This is a genomic window from Microvirga pakistanensis (assembly GCF_004458765.1).
GTDB lineage: Bacteria > Pseudomonadota > Alphaproteobacteria > Rhizobiales > Beijerinckiaceae > Microvirga > Microvirga pakistanensis.
The window spans coordinates 202,870-229,666 of the sequence record NZ_SPJX01000652.1 but is presented as its reverse complement, the minus strand read 5'-3'; the positions used below and the strand labels follow the sequence as shown (position 1 = coordinate 229,666).

23 protein-coding genes are annotated in these 26,797 nt (G+C 64.7%); 13 read left to right on the top strand and 10 right to left on the bottom strand.

Annotation, left to right across the window (positions count from 1 at the left end; genetic code table 11):
- Nucleotides 1-73: 73 nt before the first annotated feature.
- From E4K09_RS25850 to E4K09_RS25820, 7 genes are all read right to left on the bottom strand, one after another.
- Complete coding sequence (locus E4K09_RS25850; RefSeq protein WP_134500496.1) at nt 74-2,248, bottom strand: family 1 glycosylhydrolase; 2,175 nt, start codon at nt 2,246-2,248, stop codon at nt 74-76.
- A 75-nt stretch (nt 2,249-2,323) separates the two neighbouring features.
- Nucleotides 2,324-3,478: a UDP-galactopyranose mutase gene (glf, locus tag E4K09_RS25845; protein WP_134500495.1), complete on the bottom strand. Its 1,155-nt coding sequence runs from the start codon at nt 3,476-3,478 to the stop codon at nt 2,324-2,326.
- 5 nt (nt 3,479-3,483) lie between these two features.
- Complete coding sequence (locus E4K09_RS25840; RefSeq protein WP_134500494.1) at nt 3,484-4,704, bottom strand: glycosyltransferase; 1,221 nt, start codon at nt 4,702-4,704, stop codon at nt 3,484-3,486.
- 193 nt (nt 4,705-4,897) lie between these two features.
- The gene (locus E4K09_RS25835; RefSeq protein ID WP_134500493.1) at nt 4,898-5,209 is read right to left on the bottom strand and encodes a polyhydroxyalkanoic acid system family protein; all 312 of its coding nucleotides are present in this window, start codon (nt 5,207-5,209) and stop codon (nt 4,898-4,900) included.
- A gap of 116 nt (nt 5,210-5,325) precedes the next feature.
- Nucleotides 5,326-5,631: a hypothetical protein gene (locus E4K09_RS25830; protein ID WP_134500492.1), complete on the bottom strand. Its 306-nt coding sequence runs from the start codon at nt 5,629-5,631 to the stop codon at nt 5,326-5,328.
- Between the two features lie 95 nt (nt 5,632-5,726).
- Nucleotides 5,727-6,080, bottom strand: a complete 354-nt coding sequence (locus E4K09_RS25825) for a hypothetical protein (RefSeq protein ID WP_134500491.1) — start codon at nt 6,078-6,080, stop codon at nt 5,727-5,729.
- 77 nt (nt 6,081-6,157) lie between these two features.
- Nucleotides 6,158-6,484, bottom strand: a complete 327-nt coding sequence (locus E4K09_RS25820) for a septal ring lytic transglycosylase RlpA family protein (protein ID WP_244610694.1) — start codon at nt 6,482-6,484, stop codon at nt 6,158-6,160.
- A 388-nt stretch (nt 6,485-6,872) separates the two neighbouring features.
- On the opposite strand from E4K09_RS25820, the gene crtI reads away from it, so the two are divergent.
- From crtI to ispH, 9 genes are all read left to right on the top strand, one after another.
- Entirely contained in the window at nt 6,873-8,423 is a 1,551-nt protein-coding gene (crtI, locus tag E4K09_RS25815; protein ID WP_134500490.1) for a phytoene desaturase family protein, read from the top strand.
- A gap of 10 nt (nt 8,424-8,433) precedes the next feature.
- Nucleotides 8,434-8,832 (top strand): DUF2141 domain-containing protein, encoded by a 399-nt coding sequence (locus tag E4K09_RS25810; RefSeq protein ID WP_244610686.1) that lies wholly within the window; start codon nt 8,434-8,436, stop codon nt 8,830-8,832.
- A 6-nt stretch (nt 8,833-8,838) separates the two neighbouring features.
- Nucleotides 8,839-9,921, top strand: a complete 1,083-nt coding sequence (locus tag E4K09_RS25805; RefSeq protein WP_134500489.1) for an SAM-dependent methyltransferase — start codon at nt 8,839-8,841, stop codon at nt 9,919-9,921.
- Nucleotides 9,922-10,039: 118 nt separating this feature from the next.
- On the top strand, nt 10,040-11,575 hold the full coding sequence (locus E4K09_RS25800) for a phytoene desaturase family protein (RefSeq protein WP_134500488.1): 1,536 nt from the start codon (nt 10,040-10,042) through the stop codon (nt 11,573-11,575).
- A gap of 95 nt (nt 11,576-11,670) precedes the next feature.
- A complete protein-coding gene (locus tag E4K09_RS25795) occupies nt 11,671-12,411 on the top strand; it encodes a lysophospholipid acyltransferase family protein (protein ID WP_134500547.1) in 741 nt (246 codons plus the stop codon).
- The gene (locus tag E4K09_RS25790; protein WP_134500487.1) at nt 12,408-13,511 is read left to right on the top strand and encodes a glycosyltransferase family 2 protein; all 1,104 of its coding nucleotides are present in this window, start codon (nt 12,408-12,410) and stop codon (nt 13,509-13,511) included. Before E4K09_RS25795 ends, E4K09_RS25790 begins: the two co-directional genes overlap by 4 nt.
- A 4-nt stretch (nt 13,512-13,515) precedes the next feature.
- Nucleotides 13,516-15,174, top strand: coding sequence for a squalene/phytoene synthase family protein (locus E4K09_RS25785; protein ID WP_134500486.1), 1,659 nt, complete (start codon nt 13,516-13,518; stop codon nt 15,172-15,174).
- Nucleotides 15,171-16,457 carry a hydroxysqualene dehydroxylase gene (locus E4K09_RS25780; protein ID WP_134500485.1) on the top strand — a complete coding sequence of 429 codons (1,287 nt, stop codon included), beginning with the start codon at nt 15,171-15,173 and terminating at the stop codon, nt 16,455-16,457. Before E4K09_RS25785 ends, E4K09_RS25780 begins: the two co-directional genes overlap by 4 nt.
- A complete protein-coding gene (ispH, locus tag E4K09_RS25775; RefSeq protein WP_134500484.1) occupies nt 16,454-17,422 on the top strand; it encodes a 4-hydroxy-3-methylbut-2-enyl diphosphate reductase in 969 nt (322 codons plus the stop codon). Before E4K09_RS25780 ends, ispH begins: the two co-directional genes overlap by 4 nt.
- On the opposite strand, the gene E4K09_RS25770 is transcribed toward ispH, so the two are convergent.
- Entirely contained in the window at nt 17,401-18,822 is a 1,422-nt protein-coding gene (locus tag E4K09_RS25770; RefSeq protein ID WP_134500483.1) for an MATE family efflux transporter, read from the bottom strand. The two genes, ispH and E4K09_RS25770, sit on opposite strands and share 22 nt — an antisense overlap.
- Before the next feature lie 137 nt (nt 18,823-18,959).
- On the opposite strand from E4K09_RS25770, the gene E4K09_RS25765 reads away from it, so the two are divergent.
- Both E4K09_RS25765 and E4K09_RS25760 read left to right on the top strand, forming a co-directional pair.
- Nucleotides 18,960-19,937, top strand: coding sequence for an amidoligase family protein (locus E4K09_RS25765; protein WP_134500482.1), 978 nt, complete (start codon nt 18,960-18,962; stop codon nt 19,935-19,937).
- Nucleotides 19,934-20,635 carry a gamma-glutamyl-gamma-aminobutyrate hydrolase family protein gene (locus tag E4K09_RS25760; protein ID WP_134500481.1) on the top strand — a complete coding sequence of 234 codons (702 nt, stop codon included), beginning with the start codon at nt 19,934-19,936 and terminating at the stop codon, nt 20,633-20,635. Before E4K09_RS25765 ends, E4K09_RS25760 begins: the two co-directional genes overlap by 4 nt.
- 6 nt (nt 20,636-20,641) lie before the next feature.
- Here the strand turns inward: E4K09_RS25760 and E4K09_RS25755 are convergent, their stop codons facing one another.
- The gene (locus E4K09_RS25755; RefSeq protein ID WP_134500480.1) at nt 20,642-22,126 is read right to left on the bottom strand and encodes a response regulator; all 1,485 of its coding nucleotides are present in this window, start codon (nt 22,124-22,126) and stop codon (nt 20,642-20,644) included.
- Nucleotides 22,127-22,268: 142 nt separating this feature from the next.
- On the opposite strand from E4K09_RS25755, the gene E4K09_RS25750 reads away from it, so the two are divergent.
- Together E4K09_RS25750 and E4K09_RS25745 are read left to right on the top strand one after the other, a co-directional pair.
- Nucleotides 22,269-24,503: a glycoside hydrolase family 3 N-terminal domain-containing protein gene (locus E4K09_RS25750; RefSeq protein WP_134500479.1), complete on the top strand. Its 2,235-nt coding sequence runs from the start codon at nt 22,269-22,271 to the stop codon at nt 24,501-24,503.
- 227 nt (nt 24,504-24,730) lie between these two features.
- Complete coding sequence (locus E4K09_RS25745; protein WP_134500478.1) at nt 24,731-25,570, top strand: DUF1206 domain-containing protein; 840 nt, start codon at nt 24,731-24,733, stop codon at nt 25,568-25,570.
- 116 nt (nt 25,571-25,686) lie between these two features.
- On the opposite strand, the gene E4K09_RS25740 is transcribed toward E4K09_RS25745, so the two are convergent.
- Nucleotides 25,687-26,787, bottom strand: a complete 1,101-nt coding sequence (locus E4K09_RS25740; RefSeq protein ID WP_134500477.1) for a 5-methyltetrahydropteroyltriglutamate--homocysteine S-methyltransferase — start codon at nt 26,785-26,787, stop codon at nt 25,687-25,689.
- Nucleotides 26,788-26,797: the final 10 nt, after the last annotated feature.

Sequence of the window (26,797 nt, the reverse complement as noted above, 5' to 3'; positions counted from 1 at the left end):
GTTCAACGATCTGAAAGCGAAAGCGGCGCGGAATGACCCGCGCCGCTTTCTCATTGACTGAACGGGGGAGCCGCTATTCGGCCGCCACGTTGAGGCTCTTCTCGGACCAATCCACCTCGCTGTCGATGAAGAACCGGTCGAGAGCGCTCTCCAAACGCGGCATCAGGATACCACGCTCCGTCGAGAGAGACGTATTGAGAACCGGCAGGTCGCCCGCATCCGTCACGAGGCCCGGATCGAAGCCCGCCCGCTCGGCAGCCTGCGCGGCCAGATCGCGCCAGGAAACCTCGCCGATATTGGCCATGTGCCAGATGCCGGTTCCGCCGTCGATCAGAAGATCGAGGGAAGTATTGACGAGATCGGGCACGTAGGTCGGCGACACCACGTCGACGCTGGCTGCCACGCCTTCGCCCTTGCTCAGGGTATTGAGGACCGACCAGACGAAGTTGTGGCGGTCCCAGGGACCGAAGAAGGCACTCGTGCGGATGACGAGCGCCTGATCATGCGCTGCCAGAACCCGCCGCTCGGCCTCCGCCTTGCTCGCGCCATAGACCGTGGTGGGGTTGACCTCGTCACTTTCCATATAAGGACGCTCGAGCCTACCGTCGAAGACGAGGTCCGACGAGAAGGTCACGAGTGGGATTCCGAGATCGGCACAGGCCTTCGCCAGAACCTCGGGGCCGATAGCGTTCTCACGGAAGCAGGCCTCCGCATCCTCCTCAGCCTCGGACACACGGACGTAGCCTGCGGTGTTGATCACCGCCCAAGGCCGGTAGCACACAAGAGCTTTCTTCACGCTCCTGGCGTCCGCAATGTCCATCTCCCGGCGGGAGAGCAGCACATGGTTCAGGCCGCGGAACTCCGCGAGCCGTGAGAAGGCGCATCCGAGAGTGCCGGTGGCACCCGTGATCAGGAGCTGGCGCGGCTCGTCCGCAAGCCAGCAGGAGCGCGATTGCTTGGCCGGACGCCTGTAGAAGCGGATGTCCCGCTTCCACCAGCCGGCGCGGTCGAGAACCGGATGGTCGTAGGTGCCGGTCTTCGCCAGGGCCTCGGCGGCATGGGCCAGAGCCGTGCGCCGAGGCTCGGGCGCGCGCGCGTCGAAGGGGCCGGGTTCATAAAAACCGTTGCGCCGGGTCAGCAGGCTGTTCCAATCCACCGCCCCGAAGAGCGACCAGACGGTCACGGCGCGGATGTCGGCGCCCTCGTCCCTCAGCGTGTTCACGTCGTTCCACACCTCGACCAGCCAGCGCAGCTGATCGTCGCGTGTGCTGCCATGATGGGCCTCCGTCACCGCGACGGGACGTTTGTAGCGCTCCCAAACCTCCCGCAGCCGGGCGGCGGGTCCGAGATTCTCGGCAGGCAGCGGCATGCGCACGGCCTCGGCATCGGCATAGTCGTGCCTGCCGTTTCCGCCCCAGTGATGCTTGGGGTAGCGCTTCATGTTCTCATCGAGATAACGCTCGCTCGTGAGATAATGGTTGATGCCGATGATGTCGGGCGCGGTATCCATGGCCCCGAGGAAGAATTCGAGCTCGCTCTCGCTCACGCCATTTCTGATGAAAATGTCCCACCAGGGGTGATCGCGGTCGACCATTCCGCACAGGAGATCGAAGCTCAGAAACCGGCGCTGGTTCTCGTGCTCGGCCTGATAGGCCAGCAGAGGCGTCGAGAACGTCTTTCCCATGTCGTCCGTCTGCACGAGCTTCGCATCGGGCCGCACCTTGCGGATCGCCCGCATGGCCAGGACGGTCGCCTTGCACTCGTTCACGAGGATCTTGAGGAAAGCCTCGTAACTCGTGCCGTGCGGATACCAATGACCGTAGAGACCCGAGAAGCGCGCCGTGGTGAGCGGCTCGTTGACAGGGGTGTACAGGTCGAGATGGGGATATCGCTCCGCCACGTTGGCGGCATGACGGGCGAGAAGCTCGGGCCAGGCCGGATCAAGCATATGGGTGTAGCGCGGGCCGCTGCCATGGTGGCACAGGCCTGCGATGGCGCGGATGCCGAGCGTCTGCAGGCGGGCCAGGCGCTCGTCATGCCACGTGAAGTCCGTGCGGTCCGGGCTCTCGGGAGAGATCGTCTCCCAGAGCACCGGATGGCGCAGGGTGCGGATTCCGAGTTCGGCGATCCGGTCGAGATCCTCGATCCGGCTGCTGTGCCCGGTCTCCAGGCTTTGGTCGCGGTATTCGTCGCCCACACGCGCGACAGTACACTCGATACCGCCCCAAAGCTCGAGGGGTCGTTTCATCATTCAGCTCCGAGCTACCTTACATCAACTCACACAAACGATGATCAGCGCGGATCGTTCGATGAAATAACGCCACTACGAAACCAGAGCCGCAGATCCCGACATCACTTTCACGGTCGACGTGTCCGCGCCCACAGGCAGGGCTTCGTTGATGCGCCGGAACGTGGCAAGAGCCTGACCGACGATCTGATCCATGTTGTAGTAGCGGTAGGTCGCTAGTCGGCCCACGAACCACACATCGGGGGTCGCAAGAGCCAGACGCTCGTACTTCTTGAAGAGCTCCTGATTTTCCGGCTTCGGAATCGGGTAGTAGGGGTCTCCTTCGGCTGAAGGATATTCATAGGTCAGGGCGGTTTTGGCGTGCTCCTGGCCCGTGAGGTGCTTGTATTCCGTCACACGGGTATAGTCGTGCGTCTGCGGATAGTTCACCACCCCGACCGGCTGGTGCCAGGGCTTGTCGATGGTCACGTGCTCGAAGCGCAGGGAGCGGTAAGGCAGCTTACCGAACTGGTAGTTGAAGTATTCGTCGATCGGGCCCGTATAGATGACGCGGCGATGAGGCACGACATTCTTCACGTCCTCGTAGTCCGTCTGCGTCATGATGTGGATGTTCGGATGGCTCACCATCTTCTCGAACATCCGGGTGTAGCCGTGCTTGGGCATGAACTGGAACTCATCCGTGAAGTAACGGTCATCCCGGTTCGTGCGGGTCGGCACGCGGGAGGTCACCGACTTGTCGAGTTCGGAGGGATCAAGGCCCCATTGCTTGCGGGTATAGCCACGGAAGAACTTCTCGTAGAGCTCGCGGCCAACCGTGGAAACCACCACGTCTTCCGACGTCTTGATCTCGCCGATTGTCTCGGCCCGTTGGGCGAACCAGTCTTGCAGCTGCTCGGATGTGAGGTTCAAACCGTAGAGCTTGTTGACGGTGTCGAGGTTGATCGGGATCGGCACTTGCATGCCGTCCACTTCCGCCAGAACCCGATGCTCGTAGAAGCGCCACTCGGTGAACCGGGAAAGATAATCGAAGATCTGCTTCGAATTGGTGTGGAAGATATGCGGCCCATACTGATGGATCAGCAGGCCATCGTCGTCGTAACGATCGTAGGCGTTCCCGCCGACATGGTTGCGGCGGTCGATGAGAAGGACGCGTTCGTTGCGCTCGGTTGCGAGGCGCTCGGCCAGAACGCTACCTGCGAAGCCGGCACCGACAATCAGCCAGTCGTACATTCATTTCACTCCGCAGGCGTGGTGGCATAAATCGGAAGGGAGGCGGCAGCCGGGCGATCGGCAGTCGCGCCGTCGGTCGCATCGAGCATGAGCTTGTGCATCGCTCCCCAGGTTTTGTCCCAGGAGCCCTGAGCCAGATGCCGGTCGACCTTGGCGAGCCAAGCGTCTTTCGGCCTGTCCAGGATGGTCTCAACCTTGGCGACGACCTCCTCAGCCGTGCGGGCGATTTCGACAAGACCCTTCTCGCCGTAGGGCCTCACCACATCGGTGATGGGTGTCGAGACCACCGGCACGCCGGCGGCGAGGAATTCGGGTGTCTTCGTCGGACTGATGAACTTCGTCGCTTCGTTCAGCGCGAAGTTCATGAAACCCACGTCCCAGCCGGCGAGATAATGCGGCAATTCATTGTAATGTTTGCCGCCAAGCCAGTGGATGTTGGGGCGCTGCGGCAGCGTCGCGGCATCGATCTTGACGACCGGGCCGATCATGACGAACTGCCAATCGGGACGCAGATCCGCGACCTCGGCCAGGAGATCGATGTCCATCCGCTCGTCCACCACGCCGAAGAAGCCGAGGCGCGGATGCGGAATATGTGCCTGATCCTCCGGATCCCGATGAAGGGAGCGCGCCTGCGAGAAGTGGTTGAAGTCGATGGAGGACGGGAAGCCGTGAACGCTGCGGTGGCGGTTCTTCTTGGCTTCGTAGAGGCTCATGCCACCCGTGAACACCAGATCGCAACGGGAAAACAGCGCACTTTCGAGATCGAGCAGCTCCTGCGAGGCGCCACGGAAGAGCGACAGCTCGTCCATATTGTCGTAGATGCACAGATCGCATTCGAGATCGCTGGTGAAGGCCATGGCCATCGGCGTATAGTACCAGAACACGCGCGGGCCGCTGGGCTCACGCCCGATCAGCGCCTCGATCAGATCGTGCTGCTCGGCGATGACATCCTCGTGCGACAGGCCTTCGGGCAGCATAGGAACTGCGACGGTGACGCCCTGGGGACGGGGACTCACGTCCATATGCGGCTTGACACCCGCCTTGAACATGGGTTCTTCGATGATCAGCACATCGTAATGCTTCACGGCGCGGCTGAGCAGATGCTGCGGACGTTGCCAGACGAAATCCCACCGAAGATGTGAGAAACAGACGAGGAGAGGCTTTTGAGAGTTCGCCTTGGAGGGCGAACGGAGGGCATGCGGCTGCGTCATCAAACGCTCGTGCATAGCGCGATCCTCAAGAACAGATGTGTTGTCACGATCGGACGGAAAACCACGGTCCGGGGCGAATAAAGCGATGTCTTTAGTGAAGCGCACCGGAGAACGGTCACGGGCGCAATCGTTTAGCTAACGCAGTGGGTGCTATTTGGTTCCATCTGCATTCATGTTCGTGAATGAATATTCATAGTGATCGTTCTGATCACTTCTTCTCCAACATCAGGGTTCCCTGCTTTTGGATGAAGGTCTTTGCCTTTTCAGCCACCATGGCGAGAATCCACGGCAGCTGCACTTCCACGCGCACCTGCTCGTCCATGACTTGGACGTTTCCGCTCACATTCTGGCCCATGGCTCCGACGCGAAAATCCATGCGGTCTCCGGTCCAGCTTTCGTCAATGGAAGCGACCTTCTCGCCGAACTGCGATTTCAGGCCGCTCATGCCGCCCTGGAGCCTGCGCAAGGCTTCGGCTTTGCCGAGGGCGTGGGGGATGGAAACGACGAGGGGTTTTGACATGGTGATATTCTCTTTGACCCGAGCGCGCCTCTTAACGGGCAAGATCGATTCCCGTTCTTCCGCAGGCTGCGCTTAACCGATACGACAAGCGAAGCGGCACCGCCCCGGTTCCGCCGTCAGAGCATTTCGACCTTGATGGCGCGAATCACGATGGTTTCCTGCCGAAAGCGGCGTTCCAGCTCGGCACGATAGTTTTCCCACCAGGCATGATCAGTCTCGCGGACCATCACCTCGAAGACCACGATATCGTCATGGGCGGTATGGCCGCCCTCCTTCCAGACGCCTTCGGCGGGCGCGCGCGTGAAGCTGGTAATGCCGCCGAACCGCTCCGACAATTCCGAACGGACACGGCCATAGGCGCTGCCGTCGAAGCGGCGTCCGGCATTGTCGGTCAGCGGCAGAAGGATCTGCACCAGATGCATCGCCTTGGTCCTTCTTGCAAGGAGCGGCGGAGCTTGCACAAGCTCCCCTCCAACAGGAAATAGTTCAAAGAAGGAGAAAGGCGAGATCCGATAGATCACGCAAGCATAGCGGCGAAAAGCTCCTGATCCGTCTCGGGCCAGTCGTCGACCCGATAACAACTCGAAGGTTTCGAGACTCGCCACGGGTGAAGCGTAGAGGATTGAAACGATTCGGAGGGACGCAGGCGGCGGGCCGTTCCGTCGGACAGCACCTCGTCGATCACGACGAACCCGAAAATATGGAGCCGTATCGCCACGTCCTTGGTGGCCCGGTCGTCGGCGGGGATCGGCAGCGAGCCCGCGGCATAGACCGTATCCATGAGGCTCTTCTGGTCACGGCGGGGATTGGCCGACGGGCGTGCGCCCCGAAAGCGGATGATGTTCGTCGGCTGAGACGATCTCGATTCCATGTAAGCAACCCTTGGTCCCGAATCGGGCCAAGAATCGCCTCAAGGAATTAAGAAGCGCCTAACTCGGCAAGGCCGCCTCAATCGAGCCTGTGCAGGGAGACATACCCGGTTCCGGCACTGGTCAGACCCAGGGCTTGAGCCGGTCCTTTCGCAAGGTCGATGATGCGCCGATGGGCGAAGGGCCCGCGGTCATTGACCCGAACGATCACCGAACGGCCATTCTGCTCGTTGACGACCCTCAGCCGGGTGCCGAAAGGCAGGGAACGGTGGGCCGCCGTCATCTCATTGGCGTTGAAGCGTTCGCCGCTGGCGGTCTTCCGGCCATGGAAGCCGGGCCCGTACCAGGACGCCGTTCCACGCTGGAATTCCTTGCCCAGACTGGCTTGCGAGATGGAGCCGGTCACTGACGGATCGTTGGACGCGGTCGTATTGCAGGCCGCCACAAATAGAAGTGCTGCAATCGCAGACGCGCGGGTGAGGATGTTCTTCAAAGATGGGGCTCCCCTTCCGTTTCGATTGGAAGTGAAGCTCAACTTTAAAAAGGCAAGAATAAGGCGCTTCAATTTTATCCTTAGAAACTCATACTTTTGGACCAACGCATTACGCAAATCTATAGCCTGAGAAAGTGGCAAGCGAACCAGATATTGCCTTAATATCGTTTCAGTTTTCAAGGACACATCCCGGGATTTTCGCTCCCGGCAGAGCCTTGCCTCTGGTCCTCGGACGAGGCTGTTCTACTTAGGCTCGACTACGGCTTCCATTCAGCTGTCCGTCCACGGGGATGTTTGATCCATGTCGCATGCCTCGCCATCGCCGCGTGTGGTCATTGTCGGCGCAGGGCCCGGAGGCCTTGCATCCGCCATGCTGCTCGCGCGGGAGGGCATTCCCGTAACGATGTTCGAGAGCGAGGCCGCCGTCGGCGGCCGCACCCGAACGATCCATGCGCCGGGCGGCTACAAGTTCGATATCGGGCCTACGTTCTTCCTCTACCCACGCGTTCTGCGAGACATCTTCGAAAGCTGCGGCGAACGCCTGGAGAACCATGTCGACCTCAGACGGCTCGACCCGCAATATCACCTCGTGTTCGAGGGTGGCGGCGAAATTCGCGCGACGGCCGATCTTGTTCGTCTTGAACAGGAGATTGCACGCCTCGCGCCTGCCGATGCCCGCAACGTCCGCCGCTTCCTCGACGACAATCGCGCAAAGCTCGAGGCCTTCCGTCCCGTTCTCGAACAGGCCTTCACGAGCCCCGCCGACCTCGTGACGCCCGCCATGCTGGCCGCTTTGCCGAAGCTGAGACCCTTTTCCAGCGTGGACAGCGACCTGAAGCGCTACTTCGCCGATCCGCGCGTGCGCCTCGCCTTCTCGTTCCAGACGAAGTATCTCGGGATGTCGCCCTTCCAGTGCCCGAGCCTTTTCACGATCCTGTCGTTCCTGGAATACGAGCACGGCGTCTATCACCCAATTGGCGGCTGCGGGGCCGTGTCGGAAGCCATGGCGCATATCGCGCGCAGGATGGGCGTCGATATCCGCCTGAACACGCCGGTTGATCGCATTCTCTACGATGCCGGTGAAGCGGTCGGCGTCGAGGCGGGTGGAGAGCGCTTCAGCGCCGGCTCCGTTGTCGTCAACGGCGATTTCGGGCAAGCCATGCGCCGCCTCGTCCCGGAATCCATGCGTCCACGCTGGAAGAACAGGAAACTCGATCGGACAAAGCTCTCCTGCTCAACCTTCATGCTCTACCTGGGCGTCGAAGGCGATGTGGGAGATCTCGCTCACCATACGATTCTTCTCGCGCGGGACTACGAGCGCAACATCCGTGAAATCACCGAAGGGATTCTCTCGGAAGAGCCCTCGATCTACGTCCAGCATGCGGGCGCGACCGACCCCTCGCTTGCTCCGAAGGGACACACGAGCCTCTATGTGCTCGTGCCGGTCCCGAACCTGAGATGCGGCATCGATTGGCAGACGGAAGCCCCGCGCTATCGCAGGCTCGCGCTCGATCGCCTCAAGCGCCTGGGTTTGTTCGATATCGAAAGCCGCATCCGCTTCGAACGCATGGTGACCCCCCGCGGATGGCAGGATGACTTCTCCGTGTTCGAGGGCGCCACTTTCAATCTCGCGCACAATCTCACGCAGATGCTGTATTTCAGGCCGCACAACCGATTCGGGCGCAACGTCTATCTGGTCGGCGGCGGCACGCATCCCGGCAGCGGCCTGCCGGTGATTTTCGAAGGCGCGCGCATCACCACGCGTCTCCTGCTGGAAGATCGGGAACGCCGTCGATCCGAATGGCGGGAGCAGGAATCCCAGGTCGAAGCTATCCGAGAAGCCAGTTTGTGAAGGAGCATCCATGGGACGCGTCGGATGGATTCTGGGTCTTGTTCTGATGGCGTCCTCGGCTCAAGCCGCCACGCTCACGATTCGGGCCGAGGGTGTCGGCTCCGCACAAGGCATGGTTTATGCCGGGATCTGCGATACCAGCTTCGACGAGAGCTCCTGTCCCTACAAGAGTCGGGAGACTGCGAAAGCCGGCACGGTTGAACTGCGCCTGCGGGACGTGAGGACTGGATCCTATTCCATCGCCGTCTTCCACGACACCAACGGCAAGCTCGATCGCAATTTCGTCGGCCTGCCCAGCGAGCCCTATGGCTTCTCGAACAATGTGGGACGCCGCGACCCGCCCGATTTCGAAGCGGCCACGATCGTCGTGAGAGAGGCCTCCACGACCGTCGTCATCCCGATCAGGTAGGCCCTCATGCTGTGGCGCGCCTATGCCCTTCTTTCCCATGGTGGGGATCGCATTGGCTTTCGCCCGTGGCGCAAGGGAGCGCAGCCCTCCCTTCGGCAGCACCCGAACGATATCCTCGATCTGCTGGAGCGCGCGGATGAGGCCCTGTGGGTTGCAAGCGCCCTGGCGGCATGCGCCGATGCGGGGGTGATCCGACAGCTGGAGAAGCCGTCGACGCTCCAGGACATGATCGACACGCTGACCCTCGACCCGGCGCTCGCGACGGCTCTCGTCAACGTTCTCGTCGGCGCGGGTCTTGCAAGCTGCGAAGACGGTCACGTGCGCGCTGCTCCGGCCCTGCAGCCCTTCACCTCCGAGAAAGGCACGCAGGTCTTCAAGGCCGCCCTGCAGGCACCGCTCCTGCAGACGGAGGATTTCCGGAGAAGGCTCAAGGAGGGGCGGCTCACGCTCGCCGGCTGGACGCATACGGACGAGGCCATCATCGAAGCGCAAGGGGCGTTGACGCGGTTATGGACCGCAAAGGCTCTCCCCAAGCTCAAGTTTCTGCCCGGTCTCCTCGCCCACCTCGAAAGACCGGGCGCATGCCTCCTCGATATCGGCGCCGGGGCGGCGGGTCTCTCCATCACCCTGTGCCAGACATTTCCCCATCTCGCTGCGGTCGCGCTTGAACCGGCCGAACACCCCGCCGCGATCGGCGAGCGGCATGTGCGCGAGGCGGGGCTTGCCGCGCGCGTCACCGTGCGCCGTCAGCGCGTCGAGCACATGGAGGACGTGGAGACCTTCGATCTCGCCTTCCTGCCGCAGATGTTCTTGCCCGACGCCGTTATGACGGAAGCCGCCCGGCGCATCTTTCGCGGCCTGCGCCCAGGCGGCTGGCTGCTGGTGGCGGTCCTGGCCGATGAGGGGCAAGACGCCGTCTCCGCCATCAATCGTCTGAAAAACCTGCTCTGGGGCGGCAACACACGCCACATGAACAGCCTCAGACCCTACTTTGTTGCGGCAGGATTCGACCCTGTCATTCGCGCTCCGGGCGGACGGGTGCTGCGAATGATCTGCGCCCGCCGCCCCTTGTTCGGGAGATTATCTTGAACTGCGTTTTTCGCCTCCTACAACCAAGACCTCAGGTCATGCGCGTGATCAGGACAAGGAGCCCGAGAACCTTCTGGCCAGCCATCATTCATCGTCCGGACCCGATTGGAGGATCCTCGTGAGCGCTCAAGCATCTTCGATTGCCGTGATCGGCGGCGGTCTGGGCGGACTGGCAGCGGCCTGCGTCACGGCGGCACGTGGCTACACAGTAACGCTCTACGACAAGAATCAATGGCTCGGCGGTAAGGCAGCGGTGCTGCACGAGGATGGCTTTCGCTTCGATATGGGGCCGACGATCCTCACCGTCCCGCGCGTTCTCGAGCGCATCTTCGCGGAGGCCGGCCGCAACCTCTCGGATTATGTCGACCTCGTCCGGCTCGATCCGCAATGGCGCTGCTTCTTCGATGACGGCACCCATATCGATTTGCAGGAGAACATCGAGGGGATGGCCGCGGTCATGGACCGCTTCGCTCCCGGCACGGGAGCCGGTGACGGCTACAAGCGTTTCCAGGAAATTTCGGCCCATCTTCACGACATCTCCAACCGCTTCTTCTTCTGGAAGCCGGTGGAGGACCTGTTCGACACCATCAACATCCGCGCCAACATGAACCCCGCCACCTTGCGGGACGTCCTGTCGCTGCGCATGGGCTCGTCCGTTGCGGGCACCATCCGGTCCAAGGTGAAGGACGAGCGGCTCGCGCAGATGCTCGATCACTTCACCCAATATGTGGGCTCTTCCCCCTATGGCTCTCCCGCCGTGCTCTGCGCCATCGCGCACATGCAGGCAGCGGACGGCGTGTGGTATCCCATGGGCGGCACGCGGGCCGTCGCCGAGGCGCTGATGAAGCTCGCCTCGGAACTCGGCGTGACATTCAGGCCCGCATCCGATGTCGCATCGCTGCAGATCGAGAACGGCGCAGTCAGGGGCATCGTTCTCGCCGATGGCGAGGCCGTGTCGTACGACAGCGTCATCTCCAACATGGATTCGATCCGCACCTATCGCGAACTCGTGGGCGGCGAGGTGGGCGAGCACTACGCGCGCAAGGATTTCGAACCGGCATGCTCGGGCGTCGTGCTCTATCTCGGCCTGAACAAGCGCTACGACCACATCCTTCATCACGACTTCGTGTTCTCGCGCGATCCGGAAGAGGAATTCGATTACATCTATCGCCGCGGCGAGCCGGCTCCCGATCCGACCTGCTATCTCGCAGCGCCGGCCGGAACCGATCCGGGCGTTGCGCCGGAAGGTGGAGAAGCACTCTACGTTCTGGTTCACACGCCCTATCTGCGGCCTCACCACGACTGGTCGAAGATGTTTCCCGGATACCGCCAGGCGATCATCGACAAGCTGAAGCGCACGGCAGGAATGCACGACATCGAGGAGCGCATCGTCGTCGAGCGCCACCTGACGCCTCAGGATATTCATGACCGCTACAAGGTGCTGAACGGTGCGATCTACGGCCTGGCAAGCCATGGCAAGTTCATGGGCGCCTTCAAGCCCGGCAACCGGAGCCGGCAGGTGCGCGGGCTGTATCTCGCCGGCGGCGCGGCTCATCCGGGGCCGGGGATGCCGATGGTGATGATGTCGGGCTGGATCGCGGCCGATGCTCTCGACGCCGATCTCAAGGCCGAGACTTTACGGAACGCATCTTGATGCACAGCGGAGGCAATGCGGCAGGAGGACATCGGCTCTCCCGGCGGGCAGGGCCCTCCCCCGTCGCGCGCCGCAACGCCACGATCCACCGATTCATGGTCTCGATGTTCCGCCGCTATTTCGCCCGGCACATGAATGCGCTGCGGATCGCCGCCTGGGGCCGTCCCGATGTGCCGCGCAGCGGCCCGGTCATCGTTTACTCCAACCACCCATCGTGGTGGGACGCGGCCGTCTACATTCTCGCGGACGACCTCCTGTTTCCGGCCTACGAGAGCTATGCTCCCATCGACGCCGACATGCTCGGTCGATACGGCGTCTTCGGGCGCATCGGTGCCTTCGGGGTCGATCTGCATACCGCGCGGGGCGCGGCCGACTTCCTGAAGGCGAGCGCGGACATCCTGTCCTCGCCTCGTCGGGCTCTCTGGGTGACGGCACAGGGCCGCTTCGCCGATGTGCGTGAACGCCCTCTCGGGCTGAAGCCCGGCATCGCCCGCCTGGTCGAGATCGCGCCCGAGTGCACAATCATCCCGCTCGGCATCGAATACGGCTTCTGGCTCGAGCGAGGTCCGGAAGCCTTCCTGGCCTTTGGCGATCCCATGCATGGCCGCGACCTGCTCAATCTCCCGCGCCCGGCTCGCTTGCGGTATCTCGATGCGGCGCTCACGACGGTGCTCGACCGCCTGAGCGACGATGTGAAGACCCGCGATCCTGCGCGCTTTCAGTCGCTGATCGAAGGCCGCGCGGGCGTGGGCGGCGTCTACGATGGCTGGCGCCGCATGACCTCCGCCCTGTCCGGACGCTCTTTCGACCCCTCGCACGAGGGCCGACGGTCATGACGGTGCTCGGCCTCATCCTTCTCGTGCTCGCGGGCTTTCCAGCGGGGCTCGCCATCGTCAACCTTGCCGTCCTGGGCAGAACGCCCCGCGTGCCCGCGCGGGAACGAACCCTCGTTTCGGTGCTCATCCCGGCGCGCAACGAAGCTGCGAATATCGGCCCCTGCGTCGAAGCGGCGCTCGCGAGCCGGGGCGTCGACATCGAAGTGCTCGTCATGGACGACGGCTCGACGGATGCCACCGCGGCGATCGTCCGCGCCATCGCCTCCCGCGACCCGCGCGTCCGCCTGCTCGATGCGCCGCCCCTGACGGAAGGATGGACCGGGAAGGTCCATGCCTGCCATCACCTGTCGAAGCACGCGCGCGGAACGCATTTCCTCTTCGTCGACGCCGATGTGAGATTGACGCCCCATGCCGCGAACCTTCTGGCCGGGCATGCGCAGGCGACGGGCGCCGGCCTGGTCAGCGCGGTTCCCCGACAGGTCATGAAGACACCCGGCGAGTGGCTCACCGTGCCGACGATCAATCTGCTCCTTCTCGGCTACTTGCCCATGAGTCTGATGCGCGCATCGATTCATCCAGGATTCGGCGCGGCCTGCGGGCAGCTGATGCTGGTGGAACGCGAAGCGTATCGCGAGAGCGGCGGCCATGCCGGCATCCGTTCCCTGATCCATGATGGTATTCAGCTCGCCCGGCAGTTCCGGCGCAACGGCTTCATAACCGATCTCGTGCCGGGCGACAGGCTTGCCTCGTGCCGCATGTACACGCGCTTTGCCGACGCATGGAACGGTTTCGCGAAGAACGCCCATGAAGGCATGGCGAAGCCGGTGGCGCTGCCGGTCTGGACCGTTCTGCTCCTGGGCGGGCACGTGCTGCCCTTCGTTTTCCTCCCCTTCTCGTCGACATGGCTCGTCGTGGGAGCCGCCCTGCTCTCGCTCGCAACCCGCGCCATGGTGACGGTCGCGACACGCGAGAATCCTCTCTCGGTCCTTTTCCATCCCTTCACGATCCTGGCGAGCCTGGCGATCCAGTGGAGCGTTCTGCTGCGGATCGGCCGCACGCGTCGGACGGGATGGAAGGGTAGGCTCTATCCGGTGGGATGACGCCATGAGCACAATGGCGAGGGAACCGACGAAGACGCCGAAGACCGAGAGCTTCCCCGTTGCTTCCCTCGTCCTGTCGCCGGAGCACCGGGAGGCTGTGCTCGCCTTCTATGCCTTCGTGCGCATGGCCGACGACATCGCCGACGCCGCCGATCTCGGAGCCGCCGAAAAGCTGACCCGCCTGGAAGGCCTCGAGCAGGCTCTCGTCGCCGGCGATCCCCGGGTCCCCGAGGCAGCACGGCTTCACCAGGTGGACAGGACGTACAGGGCGGGCATCGCCCAGGCTCGCGAGATGCTGCGCGCCTTCCGGCAGGACGCGATCAAGACGCGCTGCAACGATTGGGCGGACCTTCTCGATTATTGCCGTCGCTCCGCCAATCCGGCCGGGCACTTCCTGTTGCAGCTTCATAGGGAACGGGCTTCCGCCCAGGGGCCCGCGGATGCACTCTGCACGGCCTTGCAGATTCTCAACCACCTGCAGGACTGCCGCGAGGATCATGAGCGCCTGGGGCGGATCTACATCCCCGTTCAATGGACGATGCTGTGCGGAGGCGAGCGGGCCTTCTTCACGTCCGCCCAGGCGACAGCGCGGCGCATGGTGCTCGATGCCATGCTGGACCGCATCGACGACCTGATCGACCAGGCCCGAGTCCTGCCGGAGCGCCTGCAGAACAAGCGCCTGCGCGCTCAGAGCATGGCCACGATCGTGGCAGCCGAACGCTTGAGCCGACGCCTGCGCCGCACCGATCCGGTCGTTGGACGGGTGGACATCGGCAAGGCGGACGCGGCGCGCGCCTTCGTGACCGGCCTGACGGGTCTCGTCAGGAAGCCGGGAAACGGCGATGCCCGCATCACGGCGGCGGTGGTGCGGCGCTCAAGCTCGTCGTTCAGGCTCGGCATGCGGAGCCTGAGCCAAGAGCGCCGTCGCGCCATTCACGCGGTCTATGCCTTCTGTCGCGCCGTGGACGACATCGCGGACGGGATCGTTCCCACCTCGGAAAAGATCCGGGCCTTGCGGGACTGGCGCCGGGAGATCGACCGCCTGCATCGCGCGCCGGAAACGCCCATCGGCCGCGAACTGGCCCGCGCCTCCAGCCTGTTCAGGCTGCCGCTCGACGAGTGCCACGCTCTTCTCGACGGCATGGAGAGCGACAGCGCCGAACGGGTTCGGCTGAAGAGCGACCACGAGCTTCATCTCTACGGGCGCCGCGTGGCCGGATCCGTCGGCACTCTCTCGGTGCATATCTTCGGCGTCCCGAAGGCCCGCTCCTTCGCTCTGGATCTCGGGCGCACCTTGCAGCTCGTGAACATCCTGCGCGACGTGGATGAGGATGCCGCGCGCGAGCGAGTCTACATCCCGCTCTCCCGCCTCGCTCAGCTCGGCGTGCCGGACGCGCCCGCCACCGTTCTCGTCGCCGATCCCCGCTTCGCCCGAGTCTGCGAGGTCCTGGCCGAGGAGGCCCGCGCAGGCTTTGCCGCTGCGGACGAGGCGTTGACACGCCTCGACAGGGCCGCGCTCAAGCCTGCGATCCTGATGATGGAGAACTACCGCCGCGTCCTCGACCGGCTCACGGCACGCGGCTGGGGCACGCGCCAGGGCCGGCTCCAGCTGACTGCGGCGGACAAACTGCACCTTCTCACCCGCGCCATGAGGCCCGCATGACGGCAAGACGCACCCACATCGTCGGGGCCGGCATCGCCGGCCTGAGCGCCGCCCTCACCCTGGGCCGGAGTGGTGGCGAAGCCGTTCTGTACGAAGCGGCCCCTGAGCCCGGCGGCCGCTGCCGCACGATCCATCCTGCCGATGGGTTCTCGCACGACAACGGCACCCATGTCCTGTTCACGGCCAACCGGCAGGCGCTGAACCTGCTCAAGGCCGTGGGTGCGAGAGACAGGTGGATCGAGCCGGAGCGGACGGGGCTTCCGCTTTACGATGCGCGAACCGGCGCAATGCGCCGGATCGGCCTGTCGCCCTGGTCCTGGCTGCGGCCGTCCCGCCGGCCGCCCGGCATCGGCATCAGTGATCTCGCACGCATCCTGCGCCTCGCCTTTGCAGTGCAGGATTGCCCGGTGGCCTCGATCATCGGCAACAGGCCCATCATGGACAGCCTCATCGGCCCGCTCACGGTGGCGGTTCTCAACACGCCGCCCGAGGCGGCATCCGCCCGCCGCCTGGCCCTGGCCCTGCGGAGCCTCCTGTGGCCGCGGGCGGGCCGCCTCCTCGTCGCCCGGAACGGCTTGAGCGAGGATCTCGTCCAGCCTGCGGTCGAGACCCTGCAGACTCTGGGCGTTCCCATCCTGGCGGGACAGCGCCTGAGGAGCCTCGTGATCCATGACGACCGCGTCATCGGCTTGAGCCTCACGGACCGCACGATCGCTCTTCGCCCCGAAGACCAAGTCGTCCTCGCCCTGCCGCCTTACGAGATCGAAAGGCTGCTCCCCGCATTGCCCGTGCCGCGGCGGTTCGAGGCGATCCTCAACCTGCATTTCCGAATGCCCGGCCTGGAGAGGCCCCGCTTCTTCGGCCTCACCGGCGCCCTGGCGCAATGGCTTCTCGTGCGCCGGGACCATGTGAGCGTCACGGTCTCGGCAGCCGATGCCGCGGTTCACAGGGATGCGGCCGATCTCGCCGCCGCCATCTGGCGCGACGTCGTCCCGGTGCTGCGGGATCTGGGTCTCGAGGCCTCTGCCGATCGGCAGCCGGAGGCGCGGGTCGTGAAGGAGAAGCGCGCCACGATCCGCCAGGATGCCTCTTCGCTGCCGCAGCCGCCCTTGCGTCCCCTCGCCAATCTGGCGCTTGCCGGAGACTGGCTCGGCACCCTTCCGGCCACCATCGAGAGTGCCGTGATCTCCGGGGAAGAGGCCGTCGCGGCTTTGCAGCACGCGCCTGCCGCCGGAGCCTACCCCTCGCGCCATCACCCGCATCGACGGGAGGACGCCGCATGACCCAGGACCGCCCGTCCCTCACCGTTCTGCTGGCGGCGCCGCGCGGCTTCTGCGCGGGCGTCGAGCGCGCCATCCGGGCCGTCGAGGATGCTCTTGAGCAGACCGAACGGCCCGTCTATGTGCGCCACGAGATCGTGCATAACGGGCGCGTCGTGAACGAGCTGAAGCGGAAGGGCGCCGTCTTCGTCGACGATGTCGGGGAGATCCCCGATGGTGCGGTGGCCATCTTCAGCGCCCACGGCGTCTCCCGCACTGTGGAGCGAGAGGCCAGGAGCCGCAATCTCGCGGTGCTGGATGCGACCTGCCCTCTCGTGCGCCGGGTTCATCTCGAGGGACAGCGACACGCGAAATCGGGCCGCGAGGTGATCGTCATCGGCCATCGCGGCCATGTGGAGGTGGAAGGTACCATCGGCCAGATCGATGGCGTCGTCCATGTGATCGCATGCGTGGAGGAGGCGCTGGCGCTGGTGGTGAGCGATCCGGAGCGCATCGCCTACGTGACGCAGACCACTCTCTCGGTCGACGACACGCGGGAGATCATCGCCGCCCTCAAGGGACGGTTTCCCGCCATCCAGGGACCGGACACCAGGACGATCTGCTACGCCACGCAGAACCGTCAGCTCGCGGTGCGCGTGATCGCCAAGCGGGCGGACCGCATCATCGTCTGCGGCGCGCGCAATTCCTCGAACACCAATCGCCTCTGCGAGGTGGCGAAGAGCGAGGGACGGCCTGCGCTCCTGATGCAGGATCCGAAGGATCTCACGCTGTCCTTCATCGACGGCGCGGCGGTGATCGGCATCACGGCCGGCGCCTCCGCTCCGGAAGAGCTGGTGCAGGAGGCCCTGGCCCTGCTCGCCCGGTGGCGCACGATCACGGTCGAGGAGGTGCGAGTGACCCATGAGGGCACGCACTTCGCCCCCGTCGATCTGTCCCGGCTGATCGCTCAGCTCGCGAATGCCTCCTGAACGTCCTTCGGCATGGCCGTGACGAGGCCCAGTCTGTCGCGGTGAACCCATCGCCAGAGCATCAGGGAGGCAACGACGCCCAAGCCCGTCGCCAGCCCGATCCAGATGCCGATGCCGCGGAGCGGCGTGCCGAAGGCGAGAATCACGCCGAGCGGCAGGCCGATGCCCCAATAGCCGATCGCCGCATAGATCATCGGCACCCGGGTGTCCTGCAGACCGCGCAACATGCCCGCGCCGACCGCCTGAGCCGCATCGGCGAGCTGGAAGATCGCCGCCATGACGAGGAACGAGATGGCGAAGGCGACCACCGGCGCGTTCGTCGGCTCGTCGAGATCGAGGAAGGCGCTGAGCAGGAGACGCGGCGCGAAGAGCATGAGGGAGGCCGTCACGACCATGAAGCTCGTGGCGAGGATGAAGGCCGTCCAGCCGGCACGGGTCACGCCCGCGGCATCCTGGGCGCCATAGGCCCGCCCGACCCGCACGGTCGCCGCCTGGCTGAGGCCGAAGGGCACCATGAAGCAGAAGGACGCGATCTGCAGGGCGATGGCATGAGCCGCCAGTTCATGGGCGCCGATGCGCCCCATGAGCAGGGCGGCGGCGTTGAAGATCGTCACCTCGAAGGCCAGCGTCAGGCCGATGGGCACGCCGATGCGCCACAGGGTGCGGTAGCGCGGCCAGTCGGAGCGCCAGACACGGCCGAAGATGTGGTAGCGCCGGAGCTTCGGATCGAGGCCGATCACGAGGGCGAGGGCCAGGAACATGAAGGCGCTCGAGATCACCGTGCCGACGCCCGCGCCGATCAGGCCGAGGCGGGGCATGCCGAGCGTGCCGAACATGAAGCAATAGGCGGCGCCCAAATTCACCGGCACGGCGATGAGGCCGATCACCAATGGCCAGCCGGGCCGCTCCAGCGCCGCCAGGAACGAGCGCAGGACGAGATAAAGCAAGAAGGGCAAAAGGCTCCATTGGAGCGCCCTCATGTACTGGCCCGCCGCATGGGCGAGCGCAGGCTCCTGCCCCATGGCCAGGAGAATGAGCTCCCCGTTCCATGACACGATCCAGATCGGTACCGCAACGGTGATGGCGGCCCAGAACCCCTGCCGGACCGTGCGCCGCACCTCGCGGACTGAATGGCGTCGGCGGCCCAGTTCCTCCGCGATCAGGGGCGAGGTCGCGCTCATGAGGCCGATGCCGAAGATCAGGAAGGCGAAATAAAGATTCGTGCCGAGCGCGCCCGCCGCCAGCGCATCGGAGCCGAGCCATCCCATGAGGATGACGTCCGATGTCATCAGGGCGTTCTGGGCCACGTTGGTGAGAACCAGTGGCCAGCCTAGGGCGAGCGTGGCGCGCAGCTCCGCCATCCAGGCGAATCTATCGAAGGTCCGGTGTTTCGCGATCATGGTGGGGCTTGTAACCAAAGGGCATCCGGAAAGCCACACCGTGACTGCGGAAGAGAGAGGAGGACCAAGCAAGGAACTCAGCCGGACCGCGTCCGTTGCTCAAAGGCCTCACATCTTGTGCTCTGCCGGAGTTTCCGATGGCGCAGACCGCGCTTCCGACCTCGATCGGTTTTCTCACGCCGCCCGTGCTTCATAACGAGCGCGGCGAGGTACGCACGGTCGGCGTGGAGATCGAGTTCGTCGGCCCTTCCGCCGAGAAGACCATACAGGCGCTGCAGGAGGCGCTCGGAGGCCGCCTTGTCGAGGTGGACCCGCATTCCTTCGCTCTGAAGGACTCCGCCATCGGGGAGCTCACGGTCGAGCTTGACAGCCGCATCCTGCATCCAGGCAAGACCAGAGGCAGCCGGAAGGGCGTCCTGCCCAAGATCGCAGCCCTTTTCGGCTTCGCTGCAAGCTACCTCGTGCCCTGCGAGCTGGTGACGGCGCCCACGCCCATCGACCGCCTGCAGGATCTCGACCGCATCCTCGACATCCTGCGCCGGCTCGGCGCGAGGGGCACCCAGGACGCACCCTTCTATGCCTTCGGCCTCCACTTCAATCCGGAGATTCCACGCCAGGACGCCCACACGGTCACGGCTTTCATGAAGAGCTTCGTGCTCCTGAATCCCTGGCTGCGCCGGGAGGTCTCGCCCGACCGCACGCGGGACCTTCTCGGTTTTGCCGATCCGTTCCCGCCCGATTACGTCCGCATGATCGTCTCGCCCGATTACTGGCCCGACATCCCTCGCTTCATCGATGATTATCTGGCGGCGAATCCGACCCGCAACCGCGATCTGGATCTTCTCCCCCTGCTGCACCACCTCGACAGGGACCGGGTCCGGGCCGTGCTTCCGAACGAGAAGATCAATGGGCGCCCGACCTTCCACTATAGGCTGCCCGACGCGCGCGTGAGCGATCCCGGCTGGAGCATCGCGCCCGACTGGAACCGCTGGGTCACGGTCGAGCGCCTGGCCTGTGATCGCGAGGCGCTCGACATGGTGGGCAAGACCTATCTCGCCTTCAGGGGCGAGGACAAGAGCTGGGCCAACGTGGTGGAACAGGTCGTGCGCTCATGACGAGACCTCTGATCGGCGTCACCACCTCCCGGCGCGGCGGCTGGCGCAGCTATCTCATGCATCGGCTGGCCCTGGCCCGGGTGGGCGCACGTTCCGTGCGCCTCGTCCCGGGCGAGCCGCTGCCGCAAGAGCCACTCCAGGGCCTCGTCATCGGCGGCGGCGACGATATCGGCGCAGAGATCTATGGCGGGCAGGTTCTGCCGGACGTTCGCATCGACCCTGATCGCGACAAAATGGAGCTCTCGCTCCTGAAAGCGGCCCTGCCGCAGCAGCTTCCGATCCTCGGCATCTGCCGCGGATCGCAGATGATCAACGTGGCGCTGGGCGGCAGCCTGCACACGGATATCTACGAGGTCTATGTTCAGGCCCCGAAGATGCGCACGGTACTGCCGAAGAAGCGCGTGACCATCGAGGCCGATTCCCGCCTGGACAGGATCCTGCGCTGCAATCCGTGTCTGGTGAACGCCCTGCACCACCAATCCGTGGACCGGCTCGGCGAGGGATTGCGGATCGCGGCGCACGACGAAAGCGGGATCGTTCAAGCCATCGAGAATGAGAGGGCACCCTTCCTCATCGGCGTTCAATGGCACCCTGAGCTCCTGGTCTGGAAAAAGCCGCAGCAGCGGCTGTTCGCTGCCCTTGCGCACGCTGCCAGCGAGGTTGCGGCTCCTCTTGCGGCCGCAGCCGTCGTTACGTGACTCGGCTCACGCGCTTCTGGAGGAACGGGGAAACAGCGGCACGACCTTCCCCCCGTCGTCCGGCGGCGTCAGGTGCCGCTGGATCGCGGCATGCAGATCGCGACTGATGATGGGCTTCTGCAGCAGGGGGAACTCGCCGGCCTCCCCCGCCATCACGGGATTGCCGGTGATCAGCAGCACGGGCAATCCGGGAAATGCCTGCCGCACCTCGCGCGCCAGCATGACGCCGTTCATGGTTCCCGGCATGGCGACATCCGTGAGCAGAAGACCCGGCTTGCGTGACTGAAGACTTTTGACCGCCTGCACGGCATCGGTGGCGATGCTGGTGACATAGCCGAATTCTTCGAGCGTCGATTGCAGCGCCAGAGCAACCTCGAGTTCGTCATCGACGATGAGGATTTCCGCACTCCGCCGCATGCCTTCTTCAGGCGGATCGTCCTCGCTGTGCGCACCGAGAGGCAGCATCGTGGCGACTTCCGCACGCGGCAGGTACAGCGCGATCGCAAGCTCATCGCCGTTGCGGGAAACCTTGGAGGCGCCTCCGATCCCTTGCAGGAAATGCAGGCTTCGATTCAGGCGGAGCCAGGATGAGACGTCGATCTCCTGGAGCGTGAAAACCTGTTCCGTGCCGTCGCCGACGTCGTGAAACCCATTCTCCGTCGGAGTGCTGCAGATCCGCAGCTCGACGAAATCGCCTTCGATGTCCAGATTCGGAAGGGAGCCTTTCTCAACCCGGGCGTTCTGCGCCGCAAGCGTGATGGTTCCGCCTTGCGTCAGACTGTCCCGCACATAGGCGCTCAAGGTGACGATGGCGGTCTCGATCTCGTCGGGATCGGCCTCCACGGGCCAGAGTTCCTCAGAAAGAGACAGGTTCAGTTCCACCGTATCGCGCAGGAGGGATCGCCCCATGAGAGATGCGACAGAGCCGATTCTCTCGGAAAGATCCAGGTATTGAACCTGCGGTTCACTCGGGCGGGAGAAGGACGCGGACTTGGCGATGAGCCTTGCCGCCTGATCGGATGCGACGAGGGCCGAGAGCAGTTTGCGCTGCACCGACGGCTGATCCTTCATGTGACGGGCCACCGCGTCGATATTGGCGCTGATGACCATGAGCTTGTTGTTGAGGTCGTGCGTGATGCCGTCCCGGAGGTGCTCGACGGCCTCCGCCTTCTGGATCCTGCGCAGAGTGTCCTTGTCCTCGTCGAGGGCGGGCTCCTCGACGACATGACCTTGCACCGGTCCCGCCGCCTGTTCCAGGGCGATCGCCTCGAGCACGGAGACGTCCTCGACGATTCGCTCCGGCTCGGCAAGGATCCTGCCGATCTGGCTGCCGAGCAGCAGGGGAGCCCCGGCGGCCACCGCCAGAAAGAACGCCAGGGACACCACGAGCGCTTCGGCATCCCGGGTATAGGCAGCAGCAGCCAGCGCCAGACCTGACAGGATCAGGGCGCAGGACAGGGCCAGAAAGGGCAGCTTCAGGATAGCTGGCACGGGTTGCTCGCGATTCCTCACAAATCGATTGACCTGACGCCCGCGAGACGCCACTTCGGGACGTTATCTTATGTAGCACGGATCGCTGGCAAGCGAGATGGCTCTCGCAACAACCTTCACGTGCCTATTCTAGGAGACGAATGTGCGGCTTTCTTATGTCCTTGGCCTTCTTTCAGCCCTGGCTGTGTCCGGCCTGCCTCTGCCCGGGGCCTTCGCGCAGGACGCCATCGAGCGCCGCGTCGACGAACTGCTCGGGCAGATGACCCTGGAGGAGAAGGTCGGGCAGCTGAACCTTGTCTCCCACGGCCCGCCGCTGCGGTGGGAGGATCTTTCCGAGGGCCGTGCCGGGGCGGTGCTGAACTTCAACAATGCCGCGGATGTCGCCAGGGCCCAGGCCCTGGTGCAGCAATCGCGCCTCAAAATCCCGCTGCTGTTCGGCCTCGACGTTCTGCATGGCTTCCGCACCCAGTTCCCGCTCCCTCTGGGCGAAGCCGCCGCCTTCAGTCCGCGCCTTTCGGCCCTCGCGGCGGAAGCGTCCGCTAAGGAGGCGTCCCATGTGGGTGTGAACTGGACCTTCGCGCCGATGGCGGATCTCTCGCGTGACAGCCGCTGGGGCCGCATCGTCGAAGGCTTCGGAGAGGATCCCTATCTGGGCTCGGTTCTGACGGCCGCTCGCGTGGAAGGCTTCCGCAAGGGCGGCCTTGCCGCCGCCACGAAGCATTTCGCCGGCTATGGCGCGCCGCAGGGCGGTCGCGACTACGACACCACCTACATTCCCCGTGCGGAGATGCACGATACCTACCTGCCTCCCTTCCGGGCCGCCGCCGAAGCCGGCTCGGCGAGCTTCATGGCAGCCTTCAACGCGCTCAACGGCGAACCCTCGACAGCCAATGCGTGGCTGCTGACGGACGTGCTGCGCCGGCAATGGGGCTTCGACGGCTTCGTCACCTCGGATTGGGTGGGCATCGGCGAATTGATCAATCACGGCGTCGCCGCAGACGGCGCGGAGGCGGCACGCAAGGCCATTCTGGCCGGGGTCGACATGGACATGATGGGGCAGCTCTACATCGCGCACCTGCCCGACGAGGTGCGCGCCGGACGTGTGCCGGAAAGCGTGGTCGACGAATCGGTGCGCAGGGTCCTGCGCACCAAGTTCCGCCTCGGCCTGTTCGACCGGCCTGCCATCGACCCCACCCGCACCGATGCGGATTTCCCTTCGAAGGAAACGCGCCAAGCCGCGCGCGAGGTCGCGCGCGAGACGCTCGTACTCCTCCAGAACAGGGGCGACTTGCTGCCGGTGAAATCCGGCACGCGCTCGATCGCCGTCATCGGTCCGCTGGCCGATGCGCCGCAGGATCAGATGGGTCCTCACGCGGCGCGCGGCCACAAGGAGGACAGCGTCACGATCTTTCAGGGAATCCGCCAGCGTGCGCAATCCGCCGGCATCGCGGTGAGCCACGCGCCCGCCTGCGATCTCATGTGCCGCTCGACGGAGCAGCTCCCCGCAGCCCTCGAAGCGGCGAAGAGCGCCGATGTCGTCGTCGCCGTCTTCGGCGAGCCGCAGGAGCTTTCGGGCGAGGCAGCCTCGCGCGCCCATCTCGAACTTAGCGGCAAGCAGAGCGAAATCCTGGAAGCTCTCGCGGCCACCGGCAAGCCGATCGCGCTTGTGATCATGGGCGGACGCCCGCAGATCCTGGGACCGGTGGCGGAGCGCATTCCGTCGATTCTCATGGCCTGGTATCCGGGCACCGAAGGCGGCAATGCCGTCGCAGACGTGCTGTTCGGCGACGTCAGCCCGAGCGGCAAGCTCCCGCTCACCTGGCCACGCGCCACGGGGCAGCTGCCGATGTATTACAACCGCCTGCCATCGAGCCGCCCGACAATTCCCGACAACCGTTTCACGCTGCAATATATCGACGAGGCGATCACGCCGCTCTACCCGTTCGGCTGGGGCCTCAGCTACACGCAGTTCGCCTATTCCGACGCAACGATCGCACGCCAGAAGCTCGATGCCGGCGAGGCGCTGGAAGTCGCCGTGAGCGTGACGAACAAGGGCACGAGGGCCGGCCAGGAGGTCGTGCAGCTCTATACGCGCGATCCGGTCGCGAGCCGCAGCCGGCCGTTGCGCGAACTCAAGGCGTTCGAGAAGATCAGCCTCGAACCCGGCGAGACCAAGCGCGTAACCCTGCGGGTGCCCGTCGAGTCCCTCGGCTTTCATCTGGACGACGGCACCTATGTGGTGGAAGCCGGAGCGATCCAGGCTTTCGTGGGCGGCAGCTCTCTGGCCGAGCCGGTCGGCGAAGCGGACATCGTGAGCACGATCCGCATGCCGCCCGAGGAGCGGCGCGCCTCCGCCTCGACGGGCGTCGCGCAATAGGCCTCAGGAGCCGCTCGATATCCTGTCGAGCGGTTTTTGATCGGTCCGCCGCAGTACCCATTCGCAATGGAGCTGAAGCCTGGATCCGTGAAGCATCGCGCCATCGCCGCCCCACCTTCGTGGCGGGCCGTCATCGTCGCCGGCCCTTCCTGACAGTCTCCCGGTGACAAGGAACATCCGGCAAGCCTCGTCGGTTCACGATGGTAATGGAAGCGGAGCCACGTTCAATGCCGAACCCCACACGGAATCCCGTCGAGACGCTCGCCCGTTTAGGCTATGGCGCGCGCGGCGTGGTCTATGGTCTCGTCGGCGGTCTGGCCCTTCTGGCGGCTGTCGGCTCGGGCGGCCAGACCGGCGGCAGCCGCTCCGCGCTGCAGACCCTGCTCGCGCAGCCCTTCGGCCGGATCTGGCTGTTCGTGATCGCGGTCGGGCTCTTCGGGTTCTGCGCCTGGCGCATCGTGGAGGCTCTCACCGACGCCGACCGCCGCGGCTCGGACATGAAGGGCTGGGCGATCAGAGGCGCCCACCTGATCAGCGGCTTCATCTATGGCGGCCTTGCGCTCTCCGCGCTGAATCTCGCGCTCGGGCGCGGCTCCGGCGGTGGAGAAGACCAGGCCGCTCAGGATTGGACGGCCTGGCTCATGAGCAAGCCCTTCGGCTTGTGGCTCGTGGGTTTCATCGGTGTCGCCGTTGCCGCGACGGGGCTTGGCTTCGCCTGGAAGGCGTGGCGCGGCGACGTCGCGGCCTATCTTGCGGTGCCGGCCGACAAGAGGGGTTGGGTCGTGTCCCTGGGCCGCATGGGATTCGCGGCCCGCGGCATCGTCTTCGTGATCATCGGCGGCTTTCTCGTCCTGGCCGCTCTTCACAGCTCGTCCGCCGAGGTCCATGGCCTCGGCGGCGCTCTCGAGGCCCTGCAGCAGCAGCCCTATGGCTGGGTGCTTCTGGCCCTGACCGCCATCGGTCTCCTGGCCTTCGGCCTCTACGGCCTGGTGCAGGCGCGCTACCGCCACATCGACGCGCCCGACCTCGATGACGCAAAAGCTGCCGTGGCGCAGATGAAGCCCTGACACGGCGCTTACAAGGCACCGCCTCCTCGCTCACCGACGCATAACAGGCGCACGCATTGCGGAAGATCGATCCTGCCCTGCTGCCCACATTGGCGCGGCAAGGCAGGATCGGGGGATCAGCCCCAGACCTCCTGGGCGATCTCGACGATCATGCGCAGCTTCGCCCATTGCTCGTCCTCCGCGAGGACATTGCCCTCCTCGGTCGAGGCGAATCCGCATTGCGGCGAAAGACAGAGCTGGTCGAGACCGACATATTTCGTCGCTTCGTCGATCCTGCGCTTGATGTCGTCCTTGTTCTCCAGGGTGCCGGTCTTGGAGGTGACGAGTCCCAGAACCACGGTCTTGCCCTTGGGAAGGAATCGCAGGGGCTCGAACCCGCCTGCCCTGTCGGTATCCCATTCCATGAAATAGCCGTCCACCGGCATGGCGTTGAACAGCGTCTCGGCCACGGGTTCGTAGCCGCCGGAGGCGATGAAGGTGGAGCGGAAATTGCCCCGGCACAGATGCATGGTGATCGTGAGGTCGTCGGGCTTGTCCCTGAGCGCCTCCCGCACCATGCCGGCATAGATGTCGGGCTGCTTCTGCGGATCGTCGCCCCGCTGGCGCAGCATCTCGCGCTGATCCGGGTCGCACAGATAGGCGAAGGAAATGTCGTCGAACTGCAGATACCGGCAGCCCGCGTCGTAGAAGGCGTGAACCGCCTTGTTGTAGGTGGCCCCCACATCGGCATAGAACGGGTCCATCTCCGGATAGACGCCTGCATTCATCATCTTCCGGCCGCCGCGATAGTGGAGCATGCTCGGGCCGGGGATCGTCATCTTGGCCACCCGGCTCGTGTTCTCCTTCACGAAGCGGAAATGGTCGATCATGGGGTGATCGGAGAAGCCCACCCGGCCGGTGATCCGCAACGCCTTGGTGATGCCGACGCCGCCCTTGAAGTTCATGCCGGAATCGGCCTCGATCGAGGTCACGCCGTCGAGATGCTCCAGGAAGTCGAAATGCCAGTAGGCCCGGCGGAACTCCCCGTCCGTGACGGCCTGCAGGCCGATCTCCTCCTGGCGCTTGATGATCTTGCGGATCTCCTCATCCTCCACCTCCTTCAGGCCCGAGTCCGAGAGCTCGCCCTGATGATGCTTGTGCCGTGCATCCTTCAGAGCCCCGGTACGCAGAAGGCTGCCGACCATGTCGGCCCGAAACGGTGGTGTGGTGCGCTGCATAGGCTGTTCC